The 17,356-nt window shown below is 54.3% G+C and carries 10 protein-coding genes and 3 pseudogenes; 1 reads left to right on the forward strand and 12 read right to left on the reverse strand.

Going from position 1 to position 17,356, the window contains the following annotated elements; genetic code table 11:
• The first annotated feature begins 115 nt into the window (after window positions 1-115).
• On the forward strand, window positions 116-388 hold the full coding sequence (locus VQ575_RS19155) for a hypothetical protein (RefSeq protein ID WP_039593146.1): 273 nt from the start codon (window positions 116-118) through the stop codon (window positions 386-388).
• Between the two features lie 215 nt (window positions 389-603).
• Here VQ575_RS19155 and VQ575_RS19160 read toward each other — a convergent pair whose 3' ends face one another.
• From VQ575_RS19160 to VQ575_RS19215, 12 genes and pseudogenes are all read right to left on the reverse strand, one after another.
• Window positions 604-810: a hypothetical protein gene (locus VQ575_RS19160; RefSeq protein WP_325918242.1), complete on the reverse strand. Its 207-nt coding sequence runs from the start codon at window positions 808-810 to the stop codon at window positions 604-606.
• Window positions 811-1,577: 767 nt separating this feature from the next.
• Window positions 1,578-1,931, reverse strand: a complete 354-nt coding sequence (locus tag VQ575_RS19165; protein ID WP_039593147.1) for a DUF596 domain-containing protein — start codon at window positions 1,929-1,931, stop codon at window positions 1,578-1,580.
• Window positions 1,932-2,495: 564 nt separating this feature from the next.
• Window positions 2,496-2,917 (reverse strand): annotated as a pseudogene (locus tag VQ575_RS19170) (hypothetical protein).
• 239 nt (window positions 2,918-3,156) lie between these two features.
• Window positions 3,157-3,413, reverse strand: a pseudogene (locus VQ575_RS19175) (BrnA antitoxin family protein).
• Window positions 3,414-3,658: 245 nt separating this feature from the next.
• The gene (locus tag VQ575_RS19180) at window positions 3,659-4,021 is read right to left on the reverse strand and encodes a hypothetical protein (protein WP_039593148.1); all 363 of its coding nucleotides are present in this window, start codon (window positions 4,019-4,021) and stop codon (window positions 3,659-3,661) included.
• Window positions 4,022-4,039: 18 nt separating this feature from the next.
• A complete protein-coding gene (locus VQ575_RS19185) occupies window positions 4,040-4,375 on the reverse strand; it encodes a deaminase domain-containing protein (RefSeq protein ID WP_082112115.1) in 336 nt (111 codons plus the stop codon).
• Window positions 4,376-4,468: 93 nt separating this feature from the next.
• Window positions 4,469-4,843 (reverse strand): hypothetical protein, encoded by a 375-nt coding sequence (locus tag VQ575_RS19190; RefSeq protein WP_152668458.1) that lies wholly within the window; start codon window positions 4,841-4,843, stop codon window positions 4,469-4,471.
• A gap of 121 nt (window positions 4,844-4,964) precedes the next feature.
• A pseudogene (locus VQ575_RS19195) lies at window positions 4,965-5,578 on the reverse strand (transposase).
• A gap of 176 nt (window positions 5,579-5,754) precedes the next feature.
• On the reverse strand, window positions 5,755-6,138 hold the full coding sequence (locus VQ575_RS19200) for a hypothetical protein (RefSeq protein WP_039593149.1): 384 nt from the start codon (window positions 6,136-6,138) through the stop codon (window positions 5,755-5,757).
• A gap of 359 nt (window positions 6,139-6,497) precedes the next feature.
• Window positions 6,498-6,695 (reverse strand): DUF4926 domain-containing protein, encoded by a 198-nt coding sequence (locus VQ575_RS19205; protein WP_039593150.1) that lies wholly within the window; start codon window positions 6,693-6,695, stop codon window positions 6,498-6,500.
• 10 nt (window positions 6,696-6,705) lie between these two features.
• Window positions 6,706-7,386 carry a DUF6883 domain-containing protein gene (locus tag VQ575_RS19210; RefSeq protein ID WP_325918244.1) on the reverse strand — a complete coding sequence of 227 codons (681 nt, stop codon included), beginning with the start codon at window positions 7,384-7,386 and terminating at the stop codon, window positions 6,706-6,708.
• A 4-nt stretch (window positions 7,387-7,390) separates the two neighbouring features.
• Window positions 7,391-17,353 carry a two-partner secretion domain-containing protein gene (locus VQ575_RS19215; protein WP_325918246.1) on the reverse strand — a complete coding sequence of 3,321 codons (9,963 nt, stop codon included), beginning with the start codon at window positions 17,351-17,353 and terminating at the stop codon, window positions 7,391-7,393.
• Window positions 17,354-17,356: the final 3 nt, after the last annotated feature.

Consider the following 17,356-nt stretch of genomic DNA (forward strand, 5'->3'; position numbering starts at 1 on the left):
CGGTGTCTTGTGGCTCCAGAGTGGACCAGCCTATAGTCCCTCGTCGTTCAAAAAGACGACCGGGGTTGGCGACCCGAATCAACAGAGAGGCTCATTAACTTACGAGGCTCTTGCTATGACCAGATTCATGCCCATCACTGGCGTCGACTGCACGCCCGCCACTCTGCTCATCGACACCGAAGCCCCACTCGACGTCCTCTTCGAAACCGCCGACTACCGCATCCGCACCGTGACCCAGCTGCTGGAAAATATCGCGTTCCGTTCGGATATCAGTTCCGATACGGTGGTGCTTTCTGATTTTTGCAAACTGCTAACGATATCGCTGCGCGATGGGTGTGATGTGTTGGATGTGATTGGGAGACGGTTGCGGGCGCAAGCTGCTGAGTAACGAAAACGGGCGATCTTTGGGTCGCCCGTTTTTCACATGTGCGGAAAGCTAAAGAAAACCAGGGACACAGATAACGTAGTCTGTCCCCGGTTCTGCTCAGCTCCATCTGTGCTCTCATTTAAGGTTTGTATTTGTCTGGTCCTGAAACGGCTGTAAACCTATTTCAGGACTAGACACAGATAACTTGGTCTGTCCCCGGTTCTGCCGCATGCAAATTACATATCCATACCTTCTCTTTCAGCCACCTCCCTTAGCCGTAGTGAAACCTCAACGATTTCATCCTTATTTAAACCACAATAGGTTGGCAAGGAATCATTCGGAACATTCTGAATCAGAGCCATCCCACAAGATATAAAGTACCTTAACTCCCTTAACGAAACCTTCAAATCAACGTGATTAGAATCTTCGAGTTTTTCACTCATTTCTTTGGCACCTGAGATTTAATATAGTTATCCCAACCAACGCCGCCCTGGTCTGGCCTGAAAGCAGTAGCTTCACCTCTCTGCCCCCGAATAACAATGGTCTTCGTTGAGTTGTCGAGATAGTACATCGTCCCATCAACTGACTGTCGCCGGTCTATTGCTGGGTCGAAACGATTTTTTCGATAAAATCTTGGAACTGATTTTTGGTACTGATACCAAGGTCTGCAAACTCTCGCCTTTCAATTACATGCTTTTGACAGGCATGTCCACTCGCAACCTCTTCAGCTAAGAGCTGAGAGTTGAGCCTACCCTGATTGATTGCGCTCTCAGCTCCAGAGCTACCTTTTTTTCCTCCACCTCCAGCCCGCCCAGCAGCCATCCCAACCGCAAGCGTCACACTGTCTTCGATGATAGCCCTAGCATATTCCGGACTTATACCCCATTTCGAAATCAGGACATCCGTCACCGCCTTGGCCGAATGCTCTGTTGTAACACCCGCCAACAGATTTTGAAACTGACAAAAAAGGGGACGGATTTATTTTCACCCGCCGCAAATCAATAATCAGATACGGAGCACTCCCCTAGTAACCAGAGGAAAATAAATCCGTCCCATTTTCCCTTTCAGAAAATAAATCTGTCCCCTTTTTCCCTTTTTCGCACACATATAACGTGGTCTGTCCCCGGTTCTGTGTTCAGAATAGGCATCCGAAGAAGGTTAAGTAAGTGCCACTCAAATCTGTCCCCTTTCTTTTTCTCGCCTAGTTGGATCATGTCCATACCTCTTGGCCCTCAGCGGTAAGCCATACTACGCCCGCCGGAGCGGTAGTTAAAAACCAAAATCCGAAACCATCAAGGTCGTCTTCTTCGGGGCAAATAGGCCACGCGCTCCTGAGCGCATCGATCTGCTCGTCAACATCACCAGAGAGAAATTTTCCATTCGAACCCAATTTAAGATGCCCACCCAGCATTAGGCGCCTCAGCACCTCGAGAAAAATCGCTGTTCTTTCTTCATTACCCGTCTCTAACTTACAAAGCTCCATACTTAAGTGCTGCCAGATTGAGCCCATCGACAAACCGAATGAACTACTCAAGATAGTGGAACATAAAAAATCGACGTTCATTTGAATTTGACCTCAATTCGTTTTCCAGCATTAATTGATGGATTTAAAAAAGGGGACGGATTTATTTTCACCCGCCGCAAATCAAAAATCAGATACGGAACACTCCGCTAGTCACCAGAGGACAATAAATCCGCCCCATTTTCCCTTTCAGAAAATAAATCTGTCCCCTTTCTCGCGCGCTTTTTTTGTTTTTTTCACAGGCCGCGTTCAAAATCTAGAAAAAAAATGATTACGTATAGAATAAAAGAGAATACCGCTAAAGCAGCTCGCCACTCAGGATTAGCATCTTTGCCCAAGCTGCTAGGTCCGATAGCGATCCTAGCCCCTCTCAAATAATTCCAGACAGCTTGCACAAATAATAGCTGAACTACAATCATTAAAAAAAAACGGCCCCATCCACCATTAAATCTTAGAACAGAATTCAAGACCGAAGCAAATAACAGCGCAATCGCGACACAATTCCGGTACCTAAACAAAGCATCAATCACAACTCTTGGTCTTAAAAACATTATAAAACCCCGTCAATAATTTTATCCCGACAAAAAAGCAAAAAAGGGGGCGGATTTATTTTCCCGTCTTCCCCCTTGGCCGCCCCTGACCTCGTTGTTCTACCCGGATACCAATAATCCGCTCTACCTCATCAACGAAGCGCCCTGTCCCCGTCAACTGACCGCACTGCAATGCATCACGAATCAAACGGACCTGCTCTGTTGGTATGGCCTCGCGCACGAAAACATCATACTTGCGACGCCGCTCCATCGCCGTAGCGCCTAACGCAACGAAGCAGGGATCGACATCCAGCCATCCGCTGTCAGGACAATCACCTGCCCGGCTTCGGTAGCCCCAAACGCATCCTTGAGCTCGCGCAGATCCGCTAGATAGCGTTGATAATCCTCGGGAACCGCAAAAACCACCTGACGGTTATGACCGCGTTGCACAATATGGTGTGGGTAATTCGGCAAAATAATACGTCCCATCCTGGGCATATCTGACCTCTCCTCCGTGGAAGCTTTCAGCGTAGCAAAGGCTCAGAAAATAAATCTGTCCCCTTTTTTCACGTGGCGAGGGAGCTTGCTCCCGCTCGACTGCGCAGCGGTCGCCTGTTTTGCCTTAACCACAGCGCTACGCGATAGCGTTTGATGTAATCGGAGAGCTGCGGACACACGTAACAGAATTAATGACAACGGGCGGCCTCTCAGTTGCCCGCTTCATAGCATTAATATGCTCATCGCCGCTGGCCCTGCTGGGCCTGCATGTATTGGCGAAGAAGCTGATTGATGCGTGTCTGATAGCCCGCGCCCTGCCCCTTGAACCACTCAACCACATCGGCATCAAGCGAATAGTCACCGCCTGCTTTACCGGCACACGCAGCTCGGCGCGACGGAAGAAGTCATCATCCAGTTCGGGGATATCATTGGTATCGATGTCCGCGTCATCCAACTTGGCCAAGCGCTCCCAGTCGGTTTTCGATGGTTTCGACATAACGTATGCCCCTATTTCGTAGCTATCGGGCGGAGGCATGCGGATCTCATCGCCTCGCCGTTCGGTGTAGCCAACCGCGCCAGCCACATACTGATCCGGCCAATGGTTCGACGCGGCGCACCTCTGACCAAAGAGACTACTGTCGAAACCGTCCTTCTGAAATCAGCGTAGCAAAGGCTCAGAAAATAAATCTGTCCCCTTTTTTCTCTTTTTTACATGGCGATACTTAGTGTCCCTGCAGATTTTCAGATTCCTGAAGCATCAATGACACCAGTATAGCTAGCAACTAAGCGTATATGCTCAAGCATCAGCTTGTCGTCTTCAGCACTACCTAACGCAAATTCAGACAGCTTAGAGTACGCAGCGCCGAGCTCTTCAAAAACATCATCTGTAAAAGGATCGTTCTTAGCAAATATCACTCCACCCTTTATCGCTACGAAAAACAAAGCGGTAAGGGCCTGAACCTTTACTTTATAGGACTTTGAATGCAAAAAAGCATCCATCTCATCATAAGCGTAAGCAAAGGCCTGATAGATTGCTAGACCTTTATTATGAGTAGCTTCACCATACGAAACCTGCGTCTCATACAACACATCGGAATAATTCAAAGGACCTCCAACTCAAACTCAATCACGTGTAAATACATTCAATTGAATATTTGGATAATGCTCCCTAAATTGTAAGACCATCCCTGTACAGCTAGGACAAACTGCTTTTTCAGAAAGCAAGTTTATGCGCCCCGTTGCGCTAGTATTTTGACCAAGCCTTTGCGCAACTGTTTCCAGGATCTTAAATTCAGTATCCGCATCTCTCAAATATGCACCCGGTCCACCTATGTATTTCTCTGATATCTCATCCTCGCGCATAGCGATCTGATGTGATCCAGCATCGTATCGTACAAAAAATCGATCCCCACGAGCCCATATTTCCATGTCACTGAGCTGAAACGGTTTCCTATCCATACCCCCCACTTACCGAAAAACACTAAGGCCCCCTCAGGGACAGACCACGTTCCACACAGAAAACGTGGTCTGTCCAGCCCCCCTTTTTATTGATTAAATGACCATACTCTTCTTGTACACAACACCCTCGCCCTCATTGAACGCATAGACGCTATCGTATTGAAAAGATAGAACAAATCGCATCGAAGAGCGCAAGGATAATTCCTCCATGACACATTTTATCTCCCTCCAACTCTGCTCCAGTTTATGTAAAGGGCAATGGAATGCTCCCATGACACCTACTAGCCAATCAACCTCCCACCCCTCAGCAAACACAACACTGGGGGGATCAACCAATTCGAAATAAAAGAAGCCATTCGAATCGGAAAAATAACCTTCTAAGGAAGTTTTCTCCAGCGTTACAACACTTGCATTTTTTTCCACAGCATGCCGAATAGTTTCCAGCGAGGCGCCGGCTTCGATTTCCATGAACATAGTGATCGTCATCGCTGGACCTCAAATACCCGTTTATTGTCTCCCTTATCACAAAAAGAAAAGGGGACAGATTTATTTTCCGATCGGCTTTTGCCTCCCAAAAAAGGGGACGGATTTATTTTCCCGTCCTCCCCCTTGGCCGCCCCTGACCTCGTTGTTCTACCCGGATACCAATAATCCGCTCTACCTCATCAACGAAGCGCCCTGTCCCCGTCTACTGACCGCGCTGCAATGCATCACGAATCAAACGGACCTGCTCTGTTGGTATGGCCTCGCGCACGAAAGCATCATACTTGCGACGCCGCTCCATCGCCGTAGCGCCTAACGCAACGAAGCAGGGATCGACATCCAGCCATCCGCTGTCAGGACAATCACCTGCCCGGCTTCGCTAGCTCGACCAACGGTAGTCTGCTATGTCAGCCACCATCTGAGCGCGTACAGGATTCAATTCTATGTAACGGCAACAGGCAAGGAGATAAGCATCTGACTGCACGACACTGGATTTGTATCGGCTTTCCCATAGCGTACCGGAGCGAGTAACAGGTGGACGTGATTGGTCATCAGACATTAGGCGTAGACCCTAACCCCAAACGCATCCTTGAGCTCGCGCAGATCCGCTAGATAGCGTTGATAATCCTCGGGAACCGCAAAAACCACCTGAGGGTTATGACCGCGTTGCGCAATATGGTGAGGGTAATTCGGCAAAATAATACGTCCCATCCTGGGCATATCTGACCTCTCCTCCGTGGAAGCTTTCAGCGTAGCAAAGGCTCAGAAAATAAATCTGTCCGCTTTTTTCCGATGCGATGCATCGGGCGTTAGGGTGAAACAGGTGTAAACCTATTTCAGGACTAGACACCCCCTTTTCTTTTTTGCAGGGTCTGTCCCCGGTTCTGTTCCTCAAATCACCACCATTTCGGATAGTTTTCAAACTCCTGTAGAACCGTAGCCATTGCGCCATCAGCTAGAGCTTCTTCCCCACCTGTGTTTATCGCATTGCCAGAGACATCCCTTTTGACACAAGACCAAACCAACTTATTATTCTCACAGTCAAACACGAGGGAGAAGTCATTATTCATATCCTGTATCCGCGCGATCCTTCCCCTCTTAAGCATGTCAACAAACGTATCGAGCACAGCACACTCAATCCAGCAGGTCATATTTACTGAGAAAGAAAACTCAAATTTTTCAACACATAACTCTACAGAAAATTTTATCGATGGAATACGATCATCAAACTCAATCAAACTCATACCAACCCGAATCGGGTTGTCTATTTTAATGTCCATTTAGTAAGCCCCGGTATATCTCGCGTGTATGATGGCGGGTAGCTCGCCTTCTGCCCTCGGAGGCTTGAACTCTAATTGCCACCCATCCACACTAATTCTTTCGCCATACGGCATTTTGGTTTTGGTAGCCGTATTCACCGCAGATTGGAAGCTTTCCAACTGGACTTGGCTCGTTAACCGTACTGCTTCAGGAGTATGTAGAAAAGGGGACAGATTTATTTTCCGATCGGCTTTTGCCTCCCACGGGATCAACCAGGTCCGGATCGCTCCGCATCATCACAGGCTCAGAAAATAAATCTGTCCCCTTTTCTCCGAATCTGTCCCCTTTTTTGCAGTTTTATCCATCCTATCCCCCTTTGTTATCTCTTGGCCTGAAATTGATCGGAGGATAGTGCTAATTGCGCAATAGTATGTCCTTCCGCATCACAAAATTCCACTTCATAGCCTTCAATTGGCAGACTATAAACCTCAACTATCGCTCCCTGCATACCAGCTCGCAGCCCTTCGCTTGGGATATCCTCAGTCAATACAACAACATCAAAAAGCGAGTAAACCATATAACATTCCTTACTTGACATAAAGAGTCGTCATTCTAGGCGTAGACGAACCTGAATCATATATCCAACCAGTACGAACAGTTGCCGTATTACCATTCGGTCCGGCTATAGGCATATCTATGGTTATTCTCTGACCAAACTTATCAGCAACACCTAACTTCGCAGGATATAACCGCGCACCTTCCTGCACTTTCGCTATCAATTCTCCAGCATTCGTTTGATTGTAGCCCAAAGCTGACTCAAAGACTTTTGCTTTATTGCCTCCAATTGGATGCTCCGAGTTTAACGCATAAGATGTTACTTTTGTCGGGTCAATAACTGCCTTTTCTGCATTAGCTAACCGACCCGATGCTTGGGTCTGAATTACAGCCTCTGCGTGAGTGTATTTTTTCCAGTTATCCGTTGGACCAGATAATGGAGTACGCGGAGTAGTAGTCTCTGCATCCCCTGCTACACCTTTTGAACCCCCACCTGCAGCTCGACCAGCAGCCATCCCAACCGCAAGCGTCACCGTGCCGTCAATAATAGCCCTAGCATATTCCGGACTTACACCCCATTTCGAAATCAAAATGTCCGTCGCGTTCTTTGTCGCGTGCTCTGTGGTCACTCCTGCCAACAGGTTCTGAAACTCGTTATTTTCAGAGATTAAAAGCTCATAGACCTCACGAGCTTTGGGTGATGCAGAGTCCATCAAATCACGGAGCTGTTCTTTCCTGGCTTGTACCTCCGCGCACCAGCTTCGAGAAGCCTGCGCAGAGGCCTTTATTCTGACCACAGCCAACCAGCGCCTCCAAGGTCTGACGCTCGCTTAACTCATGGTAAATGGTGTAGGCCTCTCCTATGCATTGACCATCATTCCCGCAGCCCTGCAATTTCTTAGCTGCCCGCTCCAGATCAGAATGCGTCAAGTAGTTGTACTGGGTGGCATTGGCCGCGATATCTGCTGCAATGCGCGGGTCGCTTCCAGAAACAACCGCCGTAAGCACACCAAGCAACTGCGACATTGCCAACAGGTTCGCTTTAGCTTGCTCAGATCCGGGGCGGTTGGGATCGTAACCTTCAGGCAGCGCCAGTTCCGCCAGATACCCAACGAGCGCTTCGTTGGCGCCTCCGGCCAAGGCTCCTGCCTTGAAATCACCGCCCATGGCCATCGACTTCAGACCACCGACCAAGGCATGGGCGGCGATTTTGGTGGGGCTTCCTTCGGCTAGGGTCAGGTTGCCCACTTTGTTGGCGGCAACAGCGCCGCCAATATCAATAACGGCACCGAGCAAGTTATCGACGAAGTTATCGCCCAGGCTGCCACCTTGTAAGGCCGTTTGGACCAAGGTGTCTGCACTCGTCTTCAGGACGATTTGGCCAGCGCTATTCCAATCGAAGCCCAATGTAGTCGGGTCGTAGCCAAGGCTGTTCCCGATACCACCCAGCATCCCTGAAACCACATAGCCTTTGAGGCTTTCGCTGCTGGTGGTGTCCTTTAGGACTGCACCTAAGTCTCCTTTATTACTAATTGCGCTGTTGATAGCCTTGTTTTCCACAGCAATCAACACGGCATTGGCAAATCCTGCCGAGAAGGTCCCAGCCGTAGCCCCCACCAGCCCCGCCCCAGCTCCGCCCGTCACCACCGCCAGCACAATTGCCAAGACCATCTGAGCTGCGACGCCAAGCCCCGAGTTTGAATACTTGAAGCTTTGGTGGATTTCCTCCACACGACGCCAATCGACATCGCCTCGTTTTTCTGCCTCCTTCAACCACGCCAGCTCAGGATCGGCCTTTACCATCGCATCAATGGTCTGGCTGACAGACTTCTGGTTGATGTGCTTTATATCGATATTCAAGCCCTCAACGGCCTTGATGACCAAATCACCTTTCGCCACCAGTTGGCTCTGGCGCAGGGTCTCATCGGTGTGGCCCTTGCCCTTCATGGAATTCCAGGCAAGGCTGGTGTTGCTCTTGGTATGACTCTCCTGGCGCAGGTCCTTGACGCCCTCAAAAGTAATTGCTCCGCCACTTAGCAACGCTGCATCGTTGCCACTGTTCAGCTTCGCTACTTGATACCGCTGATCTCCACCGCTTACCAACGTCAGGTCACCGCCAGTAATAATTTGACTCCCTATATGAGTCACCTTGGTCAGCTCGTCACGCCGGCTCTTTTTCTTCCCCCAACTGCCCTTTTTCTTTTTCTCATACAACGAGTAATCGCTGTCTTGCGCAGCCAACAAGTCAAGATTTTCGCCGGCCACCAAGTAAGCTTCATCGCCGGCGTTGACGCGGCTGGAAATAAGCGCCATGTCTTTTCCGGCACTCATCGACACATCACCCCCAGCGCTGACGGTGCTGCCGATCTGTTTGACGTGATCTTTCTGGGACGTGACCTTTTTCGACTTGTAGTAATAGTGTGATTCGTCAGCGCCGGAAGAGACCGTCATATTCTCGTTGGCGGCCAGGGCTACGTTGCGATCGGCGCTGATCTGGCTGGCAACGGCGTTGAAGTCTCGGCCAGCATTCACAATAACGTCACGACCGGCGTCGACGTTCGAACTCAGTTGAGTGATCGAGCTTCTGCGAACTCCTCCCGTACTGGAGCTTTGCTGTTGAGCCGAGATGATATTGACGTCCCGCCCTGCGTCGATTTGCGTATCACGACCGCTGGCCATAACGCTGCCAACGCTGTTGACGTCCCGACCGGCCCCCATGGTCAGATCGTTGGTCGCCTCGATACGTGAGGCGCTGTCCGCATAGTCCTGTCGATGGGTGTAGCCTCTGTTGCTGAAGCCTGCCGTGGTCAACGTGCGCTCGTTGGTCACATCTCCCGATATAGCATTCATGTTGATGTCACGCCCGGCGATGATGCCACCGGATTTGTTAACGATGTCGTTGCCGCCCAGCATATCGAGACGGTTTCCAGCTTCGATCAATCCGCTGTTGGCGAGGTTCTGGCTGGCGGTCGCGGAGAGGTTATTGGTGGCCCGGAGTGTGCCGGCATTTTCCAGATCCTTGCCGGCGATCAACGTGACGTTCTGGCCGGCAATCAACGCACCATTAGGTGCCAGCCGGTTATTGGCCTGTGCCATATACAACACCGGCACCAGCACCTTCTCGCCATTCACTTCATGCTCCTCAAGCCAGACGATGTCGTGGGTCAAGGCAGCGACTTGTTGGGCGGTGAGGGTAACGCCAACCGACAGGTTGAGGGCGTCTTTGCTGGCGATGGCGTTGTTCATCAGATACTTGAACATGCCTTCGTCGGAGGTCTGGCCGTCGATGAAGCGTTGGCCCGTGCGGGCAACGACGGCCTGCTGTATCAGACGTTGTTCGAACAGGCCGTCGCCCAACCGCTTGGCGCTGGTGTCCGCGTCGTAGCCGAGTTTTGTCAGCAGATAATCCGAGCTGGTGAATGACTTGAGGTCGGTAAGGACCGGGTTGGTCTCGATCAGGTACTTGTGTGGCTTGGAGGAGACGGTCGCGCTCGGCAGGCCCGTCACTCGGGCCAATGACTGGCCCGCGATAGATGCAGGTGGCGGGGCTGATGTTTGACCACCGTTCAATGGTTGCACTTGGCGATCAATGGTCGAAAGCTGGCTTTGATCGGCAATCTCGATAGGGCGTACATCGGTTATTGGCACGCCAACGGATCGATCCAATGCGCTTACAGCGCTGCTACCGATTGTCCAGTTCTGTGGTGCGATCGGAGCTTGGGATGCCGATGCGTTGCTGGTGCCTTGACCGCTCAAACGGAACAGGCCGTTTTGCCCGCTGGGTAGGGTGAAACCGGGGAGCGTCAGCGGGTTTATCTGTTGTTGGGCCAGGTCCGGTGGGAGTTGGCTGTTCAGGGTTACGACTGTGGTCTTGCCTGAACCTGACGCGGCGGTTGTGGTGTTACGGGATGAAGTAGATATGCCTGTGGAGAAGGGGCGCTCCACGCCGTTGGTGATTTTGTTTGTTGCGGTAATGGAGACGTTGCCGCCGGCTTGGATGATGGCGGGCACCAAGCTGTCGGACGAGGTAGACGAGACGACGACTCGACTGAATGGAGTAGAATTTTTTATGAAATCAGGCAACTCGGCCCGAACACCAGTTGAATACTTGGACTCCCCCAATACAACTGACGACGTACGACTCCAAGTCATTCCAAGCCAAAGAACAACCGGCCCAATCAATTGATAGCTCTCTCTATCCGGAGGCTTAAAACCTATTTGTTGAATACGAGAATATTCTACCGTTTCAACACCCGCCGAGTTCCAAAAACGCACTCCCCCCTCAGTATAGCCAGCGTCATTATATATATTGTAGTTTATGACCTGCCTCATCTGCTCCAACGTCAGATTATTGGCACTATAGTAGTAGTGACTAGCATAATCGCCCAACGCCGCGCCTGAATTTTCAAAGTCATCTACCGACACTGCGATATCATGACCAGCGGTAACGGATGACATTGAGTTCAATAAAGAACCCCCTTTAATGCTCAGGTCTCTTCCTGCGATCAACGAGGCTGCTTTAGCTGTCGAGTCCCCAGACACCACAACTCGGTATTGTTGCTGATAAACCAAATGCGAGGAGGGCTGCCTATCCATCGAGTAAGGAAGCGAATCACAACTATAACAACGAAATCCCAATGCCGAAGAATACAACTCCGCCTCAGTCCTAAACTCCCCCCGCTTGTTAACAATAGAATCCGCATTAATAGAAAAATCCAGCCCACTCTCCATCGTGCCCGAATCATTCTCCATCAACGCCGACCGACCACCCTGTTCATTGCGCGCTACATCAATGTTCCCTAACGCATAAACGTCCGACTTACGGTTGGTCAGACTTCCCACCCGTAACTTCATATCTCCACCGCTGAACAGAAAGCCGCCCTGGTCGTTCAGCAATGTCGAAGCCGTCAGTTTTAATCCGCTCGCGCCAGCAACCGTTCCATAGTTATTGACGATGCCCGCATTGATGTTCAACGAACCCGCCGATGTCAGGCGCCCGTAATTGTTCAGGCTGCCCAAACCACCGAGCCCACCAATCGTCGTGGTCGCGCCGCCGGTAATGCTTGCCATGCTGCTCAGGTCGATAGCTGCGGCGTCCACCGCCATGTCGCCCAGGCTGGTGACACGGCCATTGCCGCTGTACCGCCCGGTCAACTGCAATGCCAAGCTCCCATCGCTGGCAATCAATCCATTGTTAACCCAGTTTCCGCCCTTACCCTCCAACCGCGTCGAAGCCAGTAACTGCCCCGTCTCCGTCTGGGTCAGGTTGTTGACATTGACCGTCAGCCGGCCAGCCTGGATCACACTGCTGTTGATCCAGGTATCGGCGTTGAGCGTCAGGCCGCCGCGGGTGACAAGGCTGCCGCCTGCGTTGGTGAGGTTGGCGGTGGAGACATCAAAGATGCCGCTGCCGGTGTGCAGCACGCTGCCGCCGAGGTTCTGGAAGCCAGCGACGTTGAGGGTCAGCTCGTTGTTGGCGGTTTCCAAGACGCCATTGCGGTTATCGAACAGGCCGCCAATTTGGAAGTCGGTTTTCCCACTGGTTCCCAATGCACGCAGCTTGCCGCTCTGGTTATTAACGCTCGCCGCGCGCACCGCCAGGGTGCTGTCGCTTTCCAGGATGCCGCCGGTGTTGACCAGGATGCCGCTCAGCCCCAGTTCAATGCGGTTGCCGGCGATCTGGCCGGCGCTGTTGTCCAGGCTGGCGCCGTTGGCGTTGATCAACCCAGTGGCATAGAGCCCACCGCTGCGGTTGTTCAGGCCAGCCGTGTTGATGATGACATCCCCAGCCTGAGCCGCGATCCGCCCGCCGTTGTTGTTCAGCCCGGCCAAGGCGCGGAGGTTGAGGCGCTGGGCCTGGATCACGCCGCCCTTGTTGTTCACATCGAAGCCGTTACGCAACACGCCCACGGTGCGCGCTTCAAGGGCGCCCTTGATTGCGGCGAGGGTGCCGCCGCGGTTGTCGATGTTGGCTGCGGTGAGGCTGACGTCGCCGGTCTGGGCGATGAGTTTGCCGCCCTGGTTATCGAGATCACCGCTTAACTGAAGATCGAGGCCGGTCTGCCCCTGCATCTCGCCCTTGCCATTGGCGAGGCTCGCGGCATCGAGTTCGATATTCGCCGTCTGGCTGTAGATCAGGCCGTTGCTATGGTTCTGCACGGCGCCGGTGGCGGTGATCGTCAGCGCATTTTTTGCCGCGACGGTCCCGGTGTTGCTGTTGTCCAGGGAACCGGTGAGCAGGCTCATCTGATCCTGGCTGGCGATCTGACCGCCCTGGTTGTTGATCGCCGTCGCGCCTTTGATGGTCAGCGGGCCGGCGCTGGCGAGCTTGGCGGCGCTGTTGTCGAGTGCACCATTGAGGTTCAGGTTGACTTCGGCGTTACCCACCAGCGTGCCCTGGCGGTTGTTTACATTGTTGGCATGGAGGGTCAGCGTTTGCTGCGCGTTGACCGCGCCACTGACGTTCGCCACGGAGGTGGCCTTGATGGTCAGGCCGGCGCCGCTGTCGATCAGACCGCCCTGGCCGTTATCGAGCGCGCCGCTGAGGTTGAGGTTCTGCGCACCGCCACTGCTGAGGATGCCTTTGGTGTTATCCACCGAAGCGGCTGTCACGCCGAGGCTGCCCTGACTGACCAGCGCACCACCGTTGCCGTTGAGCAAGTTGCCCAGCAGGTTGAGGTTCACGTTGCCGTTGCGGCTGGACAGTGTGCCGTTGTTGCGGTTGTCCAGGCTCGTGCCTTTGACCAGCAGTCCTTGCCAGCCGGAAATCAAACCGTTCTGGTTGATCAACGCCTGGCCGTCGAGGCCCAGGTTCTGGCTGCTGATCAGCTTGCCGCCGCTGTTGTCCAGCGTGCGGCCTTTGAGGTCGAAACTCTGGCTGCTGGAGATTTCGCCGCCCTGGTTGTTTAGGTCGCGCAGGGCGTTGAAGGTCAGCGGACCTTTGGCGGTGATCAAACCGTTGCGATTGTTCAGGTCGCCATTGCCGAGGTTCAGGGTGACGGCTTTTTCGCCGAGCAGGCGGCCGCCGTCTTGCGTCAGCGATGCCAGGGTCAGGTTGATGTCGCCCTTGGCCGACACTTCGCCGCCATCGCTGGAGTCCAGGGAGTCGGCGTTGAGGGTGAGGTCGCCTTGGGCGTTGATCAGGCCGTTGGCGCTGTTGTTCAGGGCCATGGCGTTGAGGACCACCGCGCCGCCGGCCAATACGCTGCCGCCCTGGTTGTTCAGATTGCCGCTGTTGAGGGTGAGCAGTTGCGCGGCGCTGATCAGGCCTTGGGCCTGGTTATCCAGTTGTTGATCGACGGTCAGGACGAGGTTGGCACGGCTGGTGATTGTGCCGCCGTTGTTGTTCAAGCTTTGTGCGTGGGTATCGACGGTGGCCGCGCCGATCATGCCTTTGACGTTGTTCAACGCTTGGGCGATGCGCAGGGTCAGGCCTTGGCTGCTCAGCAGTTTGCCGTTGTCGTTGGTGAGGTTTTGCGCCGCCAGGGTAAAGGCTTCAGCGCTGGAGATTTCGCCGCCCTTGTTGTTCACGCCGTTGAGGTTTTTCAGCAGCAGCGTGCCTGGGGCGTTGATCAGACCGCTCTGGTTGTTGAGCTGGCCGTTGTTCATGTCCAGGCTCAGCGAGGCATTGCTGAACAGCTTGCCGCCCTGCTGATCCAGTCCGGTAACCGACGCCGTCAGCGCACCTTGGCTGCCGATGCTTCCGCCATCCTGGTTGGTGACCTGGCCCGCGACGAGGTTCAGCGTGCTGGCGCTGTTGAGGCGGCCATTCTGGCTGTTATCGAAAGCACCGGTGGTGACGTCCACCGCGCCCTTGGCGCTGATGTGGCCCTGCTCGCGGTTGTCCAGCGCGGCGCTGGTCAGCAGCAACGCGCCGTCGGTGACCAGTTCGCCGCCCTGGTTGTCGAGCCCTCCCAGGCTATGCACGGTCAGGTCCTTGGCGCTGGACAGGCTGCCGCCGGTGTTGGTCAGGTTGGCGGCGGTGACATCCAGCGAACCTTCGCTGCTGAGCTGGCCTTGGCTGTTGAGCAGGTCGCGGCTCAGATCGATGCGCTGGTTCTGCTGGCTGATCAAGTAGCCGCCGCTGTTGTCGAGGAAGCCGCCGTCCAGTTCCAATCCAGCCTTGGCACTGAGCAGGCCTTTGGTGCGGTTGAGCAGTTTATCGACCGTCAGCTTCAGCGCCTGGCCGGCGAACACCTGGCCGCCATCGCTGTTGTCGAGGTTCTGGCTGACCAGCGTGACGTCTGCGTTGCTCGACAGCTCACCGCCACGGTTGTCGAGGTCGTCGACATCGAGATCCAGCGCTTTTGTCGCGCCGATCAAACCGGCCTGGCGGTTGTCGAGGCTGGTCGCCGTGAGCTCCAGGGCATCGGTGCTGATCAGCGTGCCTTGGCGGTTGTCCACGGTGTTGACGGTAGCGTTGAGTCCGGTCTTGCCGACGATCTCCCCGACACGGTTGTCCAGGCGATCAGCAGCCAATAGCAGCACGCCGTCGGCGATCAGTGAGCCGCGTTGGTTGTCGAGCAGCGTGTCGACCGTCAGATCGAGTCGGCCGCGGCTGCTGATCAGGCCATCGCTGTTGTCCAGGCTGTTGCTACGACTGTCCAGCGATGCCGCCGAGATGGCGCCGCGGGCGTTGTTAAGCACTTGGGCGATGCTGAGCATCAGGCCTTGATTGCTCAGCAACTTACCGCTGCTGTTATCCAGATTCCGTGCCGCCAGGATGAACGCTTGTTTGCTGGAAATTTCGCCGTTCTGGTTGTTCACGTCCTTGAGGTTGTTCAACAACAACGTACCTGAGGCATTGATCAGACCGCCCTGGTTGTTCAACTGACCCTGGTTCATGTCCAGGCTGAGGCTGGTGTTGCTGAAGAGCTCGCCGTCCTGTTGATCCAGGCCGGTAACATTGGCATCCAGGGCCTTGGCACTGGCAATGCGGCCGGCAGTGTTATTCACCTGGCCGGCCTTCAGTTGCAGCGTGTCGCTGCTGATCACGCTGCCCTGAGCGTTGAGCAGTTGGCCTGCCAGGTTCAGGTTCAGCCCTTGGGCCGAAAGCGAGCCCTGGCGGTTATCCAGCGACCCGGCGTTCAATTGAGCGTTGGTGCTCGCGGTCAGGCGTCCGCCCTGGTTGTTTATCTGGCTGCTGGCAGTGATGTCGAGCATCTGCCCTGCCGCCACCAGTCCCGCGACGTTATCCAGCGAGGCAACGCGCAACGTGGCGTTGCTCAGGCTGCTGAGTTCGCCGGCGCTGTTGATCAACTGCCCGACATTGGCCGTCAGGTTGCCATTGCTGCTGACGATGCCCTGGGTATTGAGCAGCTTGTCGGCAGTAACGCCCAGCGCGCCGCTGCTCAGCACCCGGCCCTTGTTCTGGTTATCCAGCGTCCCGGCTTTTACCGTGGCGGTTTGCCCGGCGCTGAGGGTGCCGGCCTGGTTGTACAGCGTCTGTGCAATGTTGGTTGTGAGGTTACGGCTGGCGACGATGCTCTTGCCGTTGTTGTTCAGATTCTGCGCCGTGAGGCTCACATTCCCCGAAGCATTACGGGTGTTATCCGCATTCACCCCCGCTTCAATAATCCCGTTGTTGCTCAACTGCCCACCGGCACTGAGGCTGATGCCATCGCGCGCCGCCAATGTCTGCCGGTTGACCAAGTCACCCTGAACCTGCGCATTCAACGTCGTCCCGGCATAAACCGGCCCCTTCGCGTCAAGACTCGCAGCCCTGACGTTGACCGCCCCGCTGGCCGAGGTATCAACCATGCTCAAATGCCCATTGGCATCGAGCTGAATATCACCACCACTGGCAATCAACTTGCCATCCAACTTCACCCCAACCCCAGCCTCGGTGCCGACCAACTTGATCGCCCCGGCATACATCCCACCCAACGCCGAAGAGTCGATCGCCAGCTCCGGCTTGGCGCTGCCGTCATCAGCGCGAGCGGTGGCGCTCAAAGTCTCTGCATTGACGTCGTTGCGCCCGGCCACGATCGTCAGGTTCTTGGCCTGGATCTCGGCGTTGATCTTGGCGCTGCGGGTGATGATTTCGAAGTGATCAACGTTGCTGGCATTGAGGCCCGCGCCTTCGATGGCGACGCTGCCCTGATCCACTTGGTAGCGGTCCAACCGACCGTTTTCCACCACCGGTTTGCCGGTGCTCAAGGTCACTTTCGGACTGTTGATGAAGCCGCAGCCGTTGCAGGTGATGCCATACGGGTTGGCGACGATGACGTGGGCCGATTGCCCCGCCACTTCGGTGTAGCCGCGCAGTTGGCTGGGGTTGCCGCCGTTGACTTCGTTGAGGATGGTTTGCGCGGCTGAGCCTTTGAGATTCGGGTTGCCGAGGATGATCCCGCCCAGTTGCGTGGACTGCGTACGGGACGTGGCGTTGTTGAGGATCACGCCGTTGCTATCGACGTTGTAGTCCTTGAACTGGTTGTGGGACAGGCCGTTGGCATTGGGCTTGGCGATGTTGACGATGGGCACGCCGTTGCCCGCGCGGTCGAGGCCGGTGCCAGGCGCGCTGACGACGATGCCCTCGGCCTGGGCCCACATTGGTTGCCAGAACATGACGTTGGCCAAGAGGAACGCCAGGCCGCGCTTGGGCATGCCGAGGAACCGCTCGCGGTTTTTCAGGGCAGCAGAAGGTTGGCGGGCCAGGAAGGCGTATTGGCGGTCGTCCATGAT

Origin of the sequence: Pseudomonas frederiksbergensis (assembly GCF_035751725.1) — a bacterium.
Taxonomy (GTDB): domain Bacteria; phylum Pseudomonadota; class Gammaproteobacteria; order Pseudomonadales; family Pseudomonadaceae; genus Aquipseudomonas; species Aquipseudomonas frederiksbergensis_A.

Coding starts and splice junctions, on each gene's coding strand:
- VQ575_RS19165 (WP_039593147.1), bottom strand. CDS start 1,931: ATGAACGTCGATTTTTTATGTTCCACTATCTTGAGTAGTTCATTCGGT.
- VQ575_RS19215 (WP_325918246.1), bottom strand. CDS start 17,353: ATGGACGACCGCCAATACGCCTTCCTGGCCCGCCAACCTTCTGCTGCC.
- VQ575_RS19210 (WP_325918244.1), bottom strand. CDS start 7,386: ATGGACTCTGCATCACCCAAAGCTCGTGAGGTCTATGAGCTTTTAATC.
- VQ575_RS19160 (WP_325918242.1), bottom strand. CDS start 810: ATGAGTGAAAAACTCGAAGATTCTAATCACGTTGATTTGAAGGTTTCG.
- VQ575_RS19200 (WP_039593149.1), bottom strand. CDS start 6,138: ATGGACATTAAAATAGACAACCCGATTCGGGTTGGTATGAGTTTGATT.
- VQ575_RS19155 (WP_039593146.1), top strand. CDS start 116: ATGACCAGATTCATGCCCATCACTGGCGTCGACTGCACGCCCGCCACT.
- VQ575_RS19205 (WP_039593150.1), bottom strand. CDS start 6,695: ATGGTTTACTCGCTTTTTGATGTTGTTGTATTGACTGAGGATATCCCA.
- VQ575_RS19190 (WP_152668458.1), bottom strand. CDS start 4,843: ATGGAAATCGAAGCCGGCGCCTCGCTGGAAACTATTCGGCATGCTGTG.
- VQ575_RS19185 (WP_082112115.1), bottom strand. CDS start 4,375: ATGGATAGGAAACCGTTTCAGCTCAGTGACATGGAAATATGGGCTCGT.